At 40.9% G+C, this 10,326-nt stretch carries 10 protein-coding genes; 5 read left to right on the top strand and 5 right to left on the bottom strand.

What is annotated here, in order from left to right; genetic code table 11:
• The coding region (locus QYG89_RS12490; RefSeq protein WP_404317800.1) for a DUF2179 domain-containing protein at positions 1–233 on the top strand (233 nt) is incomplete at its 5' end.
• 67 nt (positions 234–300) lie between these two features.
• On the opposite strand, the gene QYG89_RS12485 is transcribed toward QYG89_RS12490, so the two are convergent.
• The 3 genes from QYG89_RS12485 to shc form a co-directional block, all read right to left on the bottom strand.
• Positions 301–1,788, bottom strand: a complete 1,488-nt coding sequence (locus QYG89_RS12485) for an amino acid permease (RefSeq protein WP_404317798.1) — start codon at positions 1,786–1,788, stop codon at positions 301–303.
• A gap of 607 nt (positions 1,789–2,395) precedes the next feature.
• On the bottom strand, positions 2,396–2,491 hold the full coding sequence (locus QYG89_RS12480; RefSeq protein ID WP_404317796.1) for a YjcZ family sporulation protein: 96 nt from the start codon (positions 2,489–2,491) through the stop codon (positions 2,396–2,398).
• 154 nt (positions 2,492–2,645) lie between these two features.
• Complete coding sequence (shc, locus tag QYG89_RS12475) at positions 2,646–4,535, bottom strand: squalene--hopene cyclase (RefSeq protein ID WP_404317793.1); 1,890 nt, start codon at positions 4,533–4,535, stop codon at positions 2,646–2,648.
• A 102-nt stretch (positions 4,536–4,637) separates the two neighbouring features.
• Here shc and QYG89_RS12470 point away from each other — a divergent pair, with 102 nt between their 5' ends.
• From QYG89_RS12470 to QYG89_RS12455, 4 genes are all read left to right on the top strand, one after another.
• Positions 4,638–5,795, top strand: coding sequence for a DUF2515 family protein (locus QYG89_RS12470; protein ID WP_404317813.1), 1,158 nt, complete (start codon positions 4,638–4,640; stop codon positions 5,793–5,795).
• Complete coding sequence (locus QYG89_RS12465) at positions 5,728–6,174, top strand: CBO0543 family protein (protein ID WP_404317791.1); 447 nt, start codon at positions 5,728–5,730, stop codon at positions 6,172–6,174. Before QYG89_RS12470 ends, QYG89_RS12465 begins: the two co-directional genes overlap by 68 nt.
• 114 nt (positions 6,175–6,288) lie before the next feature.
• Positions 6,289–6,624 carry a hypothetical protein gene (locus QYG89_RS12460; RefSeq protein WP_404317811.1) on the top strand — a complete coding sequence of 112 codons (336 nt, stop codon included), beginning with the start codon at positions 6,289–6,291 and terminating at the stop codon, positions 6,622–6,624.
• A gap of 480 nt (positions 6,625–7,104) precedes the next feature.
• The gene (locus QYG89_RS12455; protein ID WP_404317790.1) at positions 7,105–7,350 is read left to right on the top strand and encodes a cysteine-rich CWC family protein; all 246 of its coding nucleotides are present in this window, start codon (positions 7,105–7,107) and stop codon (positions 7,348–7,350) included.
• An 81-nt stretch (positions 7,351–7,431) separates the two neighbouring features.
• Here the strand turns inward: QYG89_RS12455 and QYG89_RS12450 are convergent, their stop codons facing one another.
• Positions 7,432–8,685, bottom strand: coding sequence for a M20 family metallo-hydrolase (locus tag QYG89_RS12450; protein ID WP_404317789.1), 1,254 nt, complete (start codon positions 8,683–8,685; stop codon positions 7,432–7,434).
• Positions 8,678–10,294: an amidohydrolase gene (locus tag QYG89_RS12445; protein ID WP_404317788.1), complete on the bottom strand. Its 1,617-nt coding sequence runs from the start codon at positions 10,292–10,294 to the stop codon at positions 8,678–8,680. The genes QYG89_RS12450 and QYG89_RS12445 overlap by 8 nt, the downstream gene beginning before the upstream one ends.
• Between the last annotated feature and the right edge of the window lie 32 nt (positions 10,295–10,326).

The raw sequence follows: 10,326 nt of genomic DNA, 5'->3' as shown, positions 1-10,326 counted from the left end.
GTGACTTGCCGGAGAAAATTCGTGAACAAGGATATGGAGTGACGACATGGATTGCAGATGGCAAGGACGGAAAACGCTTAGTGTTAAAAATACTTGCTAAAAGAAATTACGAACAAAGGTTGAGAAGGCTTGTAACCTCTTTATCACCAAAAGCATTCATCATTTCCTATGAACCAACGCACGTTCATGGAGGGTTCTTAATAACTAAAGGAATCAATGCCTACCGTATGTGAAATGAAGGCTAATAAAAACCGGACAACGTTAATAACTTTGTCCGGCCAGTGTTTTAGTTAAGATGGTTTAATCATCTTTTCTATAGTCAAAATCAAATTCGCATTTTTCGAGTGGAACCACTTTGGTTTTCTTCATAAATTTATAACCAAACCATAATAGAAGGAAGAGGGGAATCCCCATATAAGCGGCTACGACACTGCCCCAATCAATTTTGTCCGCAAGGAACGCTTGAAAGTTTTGAGACAAAATAACAATCAGACCAATCAAAACAGCGAAAATTGGTCCAAATGGATACCATTTGGCACGGTACGGCAGCTCATCCAGCGAATGACCTTGAGCGAGAAAAGCTTTACGGAAACGATAATGGCTGACAGAAATACCAAGCCAGAAGATAAAGCCTGTAATACCGATCGAGTTCATTAACCATACATATACGATCCCGTCACCGAAAATAGAAGAGAAAAAGGCGAGCATACCGACAAGGCAAGTTAAAATGATGGCTGCAACAGGTACACCCCGTTTATTCAGCTTGGCGAAAATGCGCGGTGCTTGTCCCTCTTTAGCCATTGAGTATAACATACGAGTGGATGCGTATAAACTTGAGTTACCCGCTGATAAAATAGCTGTTAAAATAACTGCATTCATGAGAGAAGCTGCAAAGGCAAGACCTGCTTTTTTAAATACAAGCGTGAATGGGCTGACCATCACGTCTTCACTTTGTAAACTAGGAGTCGTATAAGGAATAATAAGCCCGATGACAAAGATGGCTAGTACGTAAAACAGAAGGATTCTCCAGAATACACTTTTAATTGCTTTTGGTACGTTTTTGGCTGGGTCTTCACTTTCACCAGCAGCTACACCAACAATTTCTGTACCTTGGAAAGAAAATCCGGCTGCAATGAAAACAATGAAGACACCAAGAAAACCACCAGAGAAAGGTGCTTCATCCACGGTAAAGTTTTTAAAACCGATGACTTCCCCACCCATAATGCCAAAAATCATTAATACACCTACGACGATGAAAACGACGATAGCAGATACTTTAACGAAGGAAAACCAGTATTCCCCTTCTCCGTACCCTTTAACAGATAAGTAATTTAAAAGAAAAATAAGAGCTAAGAATGACATACTCCATAACAATGATGGACTGTCTGGAAACCAGAATTTCATGATCATCGTTGAGGCGGTTAATTCAGCTGCAATAGTCATTGCCCAGTTGAACCAATAAGTCCATCCTAAGGCAAATCCGAATGCCGGATCGACAAATCGTGTTCCGTACGTACTAAATGCCCCGCTCGTTGGCATAAATGCAGACAATTCCCCTAAGCTTGTCATAACGAAAAATACCATTGCACCAACTAAAGCATAAGCAAGTAATGCTCCGCCTGGTCCAGCCGTGTGAATGGCTGCCCCGCTTCCAAGGAACAACCCGGTACCAATCGCTCCCCCAATTGAAATCATCGTTAAATGTCGGGACTTTAATCCTCGTTTCAACTTGTTGTCTTCATGATTTAAGTGTTCTGAACTTGTACTTTCTTGTTGTGGTAACGCCATTTTTTTCAGTCCTTTCTATGTTGAAATAGAATTTAATAGTCATGATATTTTTTATAATAGTATTAAATGGATGGATATGATTGAAACTATTATATTAATATCTGTTTTTTTCATCTGATCTATTAGATTCTTTTTGGGGTGAATTTATTTTACAATAACGACAAAATTCTGCAAAGTATTTTTTTGTTATACCACAATATTTATTTGTTGGCGTTGTGGGAATTCATGAAAGGTAATGGCCATTGAGGGAACAGTTGTTAAAAATCATGAGCAGGAGGAGACAGAAATATGTGATTAAATAAAGGGTGGAGAGGGAATGGAAAAGAATGTTACTAACAAAAAGAGAGTGTGTAAAAGTGAATAGCCGCAGCTATCGATCTTCAAATAATAATCGGTCGGGGTCGGCTGTTTTAGAAGAAAAAAGGGGTAAAAATTTTTACCGTTGTTTTTGGTTATAGAAAAAAGATAATGAATGACGATGACTCTCAATGTTATTCAAGGAAATTAAAAAAAAGCCAGATATGATCGATCTGGCTTTTCAATAGTCCGTACAAGAAAGGAAGGGGGATTTTTTATCTTATTTCTCAAAGGCTAAAAAGCTGGGGGATTAGTAGCCGATGTAAGATGCTCCAACGATGATTAATAAAATGAACAATACAACGATCAACGCGAACGCGCCGCCGTAACCTCCTGAGTGACCCATTCCGATATCACCTCCTGTTTATATGATTAATACATGATATGAAAAATTTCCGTAATGGTTTGGACATACGTATAGTTTTGAAGAAAAAATTCATTTTTTTTACTTTAATTTATTAGGTTTTGTTAAACGATCTGTTGATCTCCGCTACAGGCGCTCAGTTTACAACTTCTCGAAATTTCCTCTCATAATGAGCTAAAGCAAGCAAAGGGAAAATATATCGGTAACTGTGATAGTGGGGGTAAAAGCCGCCGCCCATACCTTGCCCTGCGGGATAAGAAGTCGTCCAGTCTTGTTTATGATAAGATTCAAGCAAATAGGAGATTCCCGCCCGCATTTCTCGTGTCGGCTTTTCGGCAGTAGAGATTAGAGCGTCGAGTGCCCACGATGTATGAGTTAGGGTGCTTGCTCCAAGGGGAACATACATATTTTTTGTATCACTTTTACAAGATTCTCCCCAGCCGCCGTCTTTATTTTGAATGCTGTGCAGCCAATTCACTGCTTTATGAATGGCTGAATGCTGTGGTTTCACACCGGCTGCTCTGAGTCCGGTAATCGCGGCCCAAGTTCCGTACAAATAACAAATTCCCCAGCGGCCATACCATGATCCGTCTTCCTCTTGATGTTGGAACAGCCAGTTGGTTCCTTTCTTCATGATTCCATGCTGTTTTGGCAGACGAGTGTAATTGCCGAGAAATTCGAGCGTTCTCCCAGTCAGATCAGCACTGCTTGGGTCGGTAAGCAGAAATTCCCCTCCTTCAATCGGCAGTAAGCTCAATAACTTTTTGTCTGTGTTTTTCTCAAAAGCCGGCCAGCCGCCGTCATCATTTTGCATAGAGTAGATCCACTTTATTCCTTTGTTCCATGATTGGTGCAAGCTGGAATCGATTCGAATACTTCGTGAAAAAGCTCTTAACGAAGCGGTCGTGTCATCGACGTCAGGATTCATTGTATTTACATGAGAAAACCCCCAGCCGCCGGGCAGTATCCCCGAGTTATGAATGGTCCAATCACCGTATTTTACTTGCTGCCGCTCTAATAAATAACGGTTCGCTTTTGCGATCACCGGATCAGAAGGAAGGACTCCCGCTTCTTGAAGAACATAGCTAATTAAGGAAGTATTCCATACTGAGGCCGTCGTATATTGCATATGAGGGTAGCCGTCGATCGTGCATGCCATCGCTTTTAACCCTTTCACAGCCTGTAAAATGATCGGGTCTGTTCTAGAGTGACCTAGTGAAAGCAAGGCGAAAATCATCAGGAAGGTTGAACTGAAGTAGCTGTAAAGTGTTCCATCCGGTTCAATTCGATCTAACATATACTGTTTCATCCGCTGAATGGCCAGTGAATGGAGGTAGTGGGGGAATCCAACTAAATGTTTAATTCCTTGTTTAATAATGGAGATACACCGATTTGATTCACGAGTTTCCGGCCAGTTGAAAAAGCTGTCTTCTCTGGAAGCAAATAGATCGGAAAGGCAGGGGCTTTCTTTCGTTTTTTTACTATATTTCGAGTTGGCCACAATCATAATAGGAGCGAGGTTAGCCCTTCCATATACAGAAAAATCATAGAAATTGATTGGAAAATAAAGCGGCAAAAGAATGATTTCAATGGGAATGGGGAAACAGAGCGGCCATCGATATTGTCCTGTTAAAGCAAGCATAATCTTTGTAAACAGATGGGATCGTTCTATCCCTCCGTTTGCTAAGATGAACGTTTTAGCTGCCTGCAGCCGTGGATCATTTTTGGAATAATAACCGGAATAAAGAAGAGAGTAATAGGCTTCAACAGTTGCACTCATATTTCCAGACCCTTCGTCGTGAAACAGTTTCCACGCTCCATTCTTCTCCTGTTTGCTCAATATCCTCTTTGTCAATCCTCTGATGAAGTCTTCATCATTTATTTCTAGTGTTCTTAATAAAATGATCATATAAGCATCTGTTGAGATACCAGTGTCGAAAGGGTAGTCCCACGAACCGTCCGTTGTCTGCGCTTCTTTTAGTGTGTGGACAATGTGGCTGATTAGTTTTTTTGTATGCTGATTCATCGTTACACACTCTCCTCCTGTGTAAGATTATGCTTTTCTTATACATATTCCGCGGGGGGAAAAGAATTCTTTGAAGAAAAGCGGCAGCGGAGGTGAAGGGTGATTTTTTTTCTGAAAAAGAAAAAGACAACACAGCCGCTCTCTGAAAATATGTTGGAGGTTAAAGAAGCATTAAAGAGGATGGAGCAATCTGTGTCACTTTCGGAAGAGTTAAGTCTATCCAAGCAGGATCAGCAGCTTCTTCAGTATATTCGCCGGCAAACATACCAATTAAACAGGGACAATGTGACAAGAACGAAAGCGTATTTGGATTTTTATTGCCTCTATCCGGAAGTACACTGGGCATTCCTTGGCCATATGGTATCAAGGAATGGGGGATGGAATATGACAGATTTACGTGGGGATTTCTTTTCACGGATTTTAAATGAAGAAAAAAGGCAGGTGTTTTTTACCTTTTTGGAACGCGGGAATTGGCTTATTTTTCAAGATGCATATCCGCAGTTTTTACTGTTTGCAGAGAGTGAAAGACAAAAGCGAAATCTTTTCTATTTGTTGCCGTATTTAAATATATCTTTATTTATGGAAGTAATATGGAATCAATATTGGCGGAAACGCGACCGCTATTTGCTCGCGATTGCTCTCATTATTAATGAACAAAGCTATTTAGAACAAAGGATCATCCAGAATTCTTTGTTTAAGGAAAAGGTGTTTCATACACTCGAATTTGTGTTGCAGGATGTTCTCTCTGTCAATCATATTTTATTCCCTTACGAGGGAGAGAGGGAGTCAGAAGGAAAAGCATCGCTTGTCGGGCTTACCCTTCATCACTTTGGTTCTTTGCATGAGCGGATTATGCTTGGAAAACGGTTATACCGCTTGCTTTTTCAAGATGAGAATCAACTGAAGAAAGTCTTTCGCTGGGCGGTCGATCATCCGCATACCGGTTCCCGGAAAGATTATTGGAAAGATGTATTCAATGACGTCGATGAGGGAGTACCGGGAACAAGATTTACCCGGCGGTTAAAGGGATGTCAGTTAAGAAATGGAGCGATAAGGCTGTATAGCCCTAGACTTGAGTATGCATGGAAAAATGTTGAACACCCTGAAGCGGAACTGGGAGATTGGTTTCATCATTGGAACGTTATTGACTATTTGCAAGACGAAAATGAATCCATTCATGGAGAGATTATAGATGAATACTGTGAAACCATCGAAAAACTTGAACTTGCCGCCCTCGCCAAAAAAGCGATTTTTCATTAATATTGTTTCTTATTTCCCAGCGGTCTTAACTGCTTCATGGCTTGGCACTTATTTAGACCTGTACTTCAGCGGTAAAGGAATGTACGAATTTCCGCTTCGTCCTTTCGCGGAAATTTTTTCGATCAATCTTGCCTTTACACTTTTTGCTCTTCCTTTTTTCACAGGGCTGTTTCTTTTTCTAATGAGCAAGATGATCCCGTGGTACAGGGGCGTGTTTGTTTTGCTGCTTAGCATCGGGGGAGCGGCTGCTGAGAAAACAGCTGAGCAATGGGGATTCTTTCGCCATAGCGATCAATGGCATCATAGCTATTCTTTCTTTGGGTATCTTCTGTTTCTAATAATCATTTGGCATGTGTTTACATGGACGAATCGCCGATGAAGGAATTTTATTTCGATGTAATTTTACAGCAATAAAGCTGAAACGTTCAATTGGTACAATGAAAGATGGCTATTAGATTGGAGACATATTATGAACGGTAAAAGGAGCATTGACATGGAAGAGCATGTGAAAAAATCTTTAGAAGAATGGAAGCAGGAAATTGACGGGTTATTAAATGATATCGATAAAGAATATGAAGAAATCAAACAGGAATTGCAGGTATATACTTATAAGTTCAGCATCACGAAACAAGTGATCCAATCAACGGTCAATGAAGATATTATTCGTAATATCCGTGAGCTGTACCATACTCCGTTTGAAAAGAAATTTAACGAGCTGAAAGAAGCAATCAAAGACCTCGAAGAAAAGAAAAAGGTATTTCAAATGTTTGTAGATAAAATTGATAAAGTGAAAGGGAAGGACGGGGCGCAGACAGCTGTTGGGTCATAGATATATTTAAAGGGAAAGCCGGCACTTACGTGTGTATTTTAATGGGTTGGAGGGCGGGCTTTTGTTTTTTATCAATTAACAGCAGGATTGTTTAATTTGTCATTGTTTTTTCCTCCTCAATAACTGATCTGCTAAATAGTTTTTCCAAAAAGCTTAATTCTTTCACCATACCTCATCTAAAAAGTGGTGAATTTCCCATTACGATTCACCACTTCCAAAGTTAAAGGTGTATTAACGGAGCTTGCGGCACATGCAATAAGTATTAAATCAGGTGGCATAGTTGAAAGTTTGATCATTCATGGTGAATGGAGATACTATTGTTCGTCCAATTATGACAGTAGAAAGTTCGGGCCTTGCTGTCGGCTCAAGACCAGTGGGTTAAATCCAGCTGCTATTTAATGTAAAAGATGTTCTAACTTCTGCCTCTACCTTTCTATGTTATACTAGGGAAAAATTTAGTAAACATTGAGGAGGTTGAAGATGCCTAGCGAAATAGATAAAAATGTAAGCTGCCCGATTTGCAGCGGAAGCAATAACTGCTGCAATTCTATGGATAAATCTTTAGGGGTATGCTGGTGCAATAAGGAATTCTTTCCGAGGGAGATTTTTGATCTTGTTCCACCTGAACAGTTAAGGAAAACATGTATATGTAAAGATTGTCTTGATAAATTTAAGGAAGCAATGAAGAGAGCAGCGGAGCCAGCGGGTGGGGTAGATCATGTTTGAGAAAAAAGAAGCTATCTTATAAGCGTCAGACCCCGCATCGGGTATACAGTGTATTCTTGGTGTGAGGTCTGACACTTTGTCTTAGACTTCTATTTTGTTCAATTGGGCGATTTTTTGAACGACATGTAATAGCAGGTTAGCTCCTCTTTTAATATGGTCTTCCTTCGTAAACTCTTCTTGACAATGGCTTTTTCCGTCTACGCTCGGTACAAAAATCATGGCGGTATCTGCTAATTTATTCATATATTTTGCATCATGTCCCGCGCCGCTGATCATCTTCTTTGTGCTGTAACCGAGACGATCGGCTTCTTCTGAAATACAGTCAATCAATTGAGTGGAAAAATGGCTGGAAGGCGTCTCCCAAATTTCTTTAATTTCAATTTGTACGTTTTCAATGACAGCAATTGTACTAATTCTTTGCTGTATTTCGTTGAGGAGATGTTTTCTGATCCGATCATCAGAGTGTCTCACATCAATAGAGAAGATCACTTCACCTGGCACGCAGTTGATAGAATGAGGCGTTAATGATAAACGGCCGACTGTAGCGGTGGCTTCGTTGTCTTGCTCCAATACGACTTGGTTAATCGTTGTGATCATTTTAGAAGCTGCTAATAAAGCATCCTTTCGCATGGACATCGGTGTTGGACCTGCGTGATCGGATTGGCCGATGACTTTTGCTTCTAACCAGTTCATTCCTTGAATGCCTGTCACAATGCCAATATCGATATTTTCATGCTCCAGTACAGGGCCTTGCTCGATGTGCAGTTCAATGTAACTGAATATATTTTCAGCTCGGTTCTCTTTCTGTCCTTGATAACCGATTCGTTTTAATTCTTCTTCAAATGTTTTTCCATCCTTGTCTGTACGGCTAAAAACAAAGGACTCATCGAACACACCTGCAAGGCCGCCTGCTCCCATGATCGGCGGTTCGAAACGTGCCCCTTCCTCGTTCGTGAAACAGACAATTTCGACGGGCCGTTCTAGTTTTATTTTCTGTTCATTTAACGTGCGCAACACTTCGAGAGCGGACAATACACCTAATATGCCATCGTAGCGCCCGCCCTCTGGCTGTGTGTCTAGATGAGAACCGATCAGAAGGGCAGAGGCATCTGGGTTTAAGCCTTCTTTCCTGCCGTACATGTTTCCAAAGTCATCAATGCGGACGGTTAATCCCGCTTCTTTCAGCCATTTTACAAACAAGTCACGCATATGTTGATCTTCATTGGTCAGTGCCAAACGGCGAATCCCGCCTTTAGGGAGGGCACCGATTTGAGCGCTTGCTTCTATCGTCTGCATCAATCTATTCAAATTGATAGATACTACATTTTCATCCATGTTGGTGGCTCCTTTCTCGTTGGAAAACAATTTCCCCTCCAATAATTGTCATATCTACTTCGGTATTTTTGACTTCTTCTGCGCTAAATTGCATAAAGTTAGCAGGAAGGACAACCATATCTGCTAATTTTCCAACTTCTAATGTTCCTTTTATGTTTTCGTCAAAAGAAGCACGAGCAGCAAACGCGGTGTACGTTTCAATGGCTTCTACTAAACTTAATCTTTGTTCTGGAAGAAACACAGATTTGTTTTTTGTTTCACGGCTCATCGCTGCGTATATACCTGCTAAAGGAGAAAAATCAATGACAGGGCTATCTGAACTTCCGGCAGGTTTTAGTCCCGCATCATAAAATGTTTTACTGGCAAACACATAATTATAAGCAGGCTGATCCAGAACCTTCATATAAATATCCCCCATGTCATGAATAAGTCCATATTGAGGGACCGGGATGACACCAAGGTCTTTCATTTTTTGAATTAAGTCGTCCCGTGTGACAGCCGCGTGTTCAATACGATGGCGGTGGTCGCTGCGCGGATATGTTTGCAGTGCTTTTTCGAATAAAGTTAAAATCTTTTCAATCGCTGCATCACCCATAGCATGAACAGCAATTTGATAGCCTGCTTGATGCGCTTCCGTGATTTTGTTCTCCAGCTCCTGGTCCGAATACATATAGATTCCTGTATTGGCCCTGTTGTTGGCGTATGGCCTCGACATCGCCGCGGTTTGTCCTCCTAACGTACCATCACAAAACAATTTAACAGAGCCAACTTTTAAGTTTTCGTTGCCGAAATTCCCTTGTAATTTAACTCCATTAAGATGCTTGAAGAAATCGGTTAGAATCATCGCGTATATTCTGACGTTTAGCTTCTTTGCTTCGGATAATTGTTGTAACACTTTAAATTCTTCCATTGAACCAGAGAAAAAACCGAGGCCTGCTTCGTGTACACTTGTAATTCCATTTCGTATATATTCATGGTTTGCGCGTATCACCATTTCCGACAGTGATTCTTCCGTATGGGGAGGCATAACGCTTTTTACAAGCTCCATTGCTTTTTCTTTAAGAATGCCGGTCGGCTTTCCATGAGGATCTTTTTCGATAATGCCTCCTTCAATGACAGTATCTCTAGAGATGCCTGCCAGTTCTAAGGCGCGCCCGTTCACGACTGCCGTGTGCAGGCAATACCTTGCAATGAAAATAGGATTCTCGATATCTGTGAAAGTGTATTGATCTAACGGCCGATCTTCAGAGAAGTTGGACTCATTGTACCCCCAGCCGATAATCCATTCATCGGGATGGCTTTCCTCCGCCCGCTTCTTGATCGCTTCCACGATTTCTGACGAAGACGAAAAGTCACAGTTGATCGTTAATAAATTAAACCCTGTATTAAAAATATGTTGATGGGCATCAATGAAGCCCGGAAGTACGGTTTTTCCTTCCAAATTGATCGCTTCAGTGTAAGGACCGCTATAGTTTTTCATTAATTGTTCATTGCCGAGAGCAAGGATTTTACTGTCTTTTAAAGCAGCGGCCTGGTATGTTCTTTTTTCTTCATCCATTGCTACAATAGAACCATTATATAAAATTGTATCTGCATATAAATGAGTCATGATCTGTTAAACCTCCATTATCCGAGAGACAT

The sequence above is a fragment of the Bacillus lumedeiriae genome, from assembly GCF_044891285.1.
Lineage (GTDB): Bacteria > Bacillota > Bacilli > Bacillales > Domibacillaceae > Pseudobacillus > Pseudobacillus lumedeiriae.
Note: the sequence above shows the minus strand (reverse complement) of the source record. Positions and strands in the feature narration are given on the sequence as shown.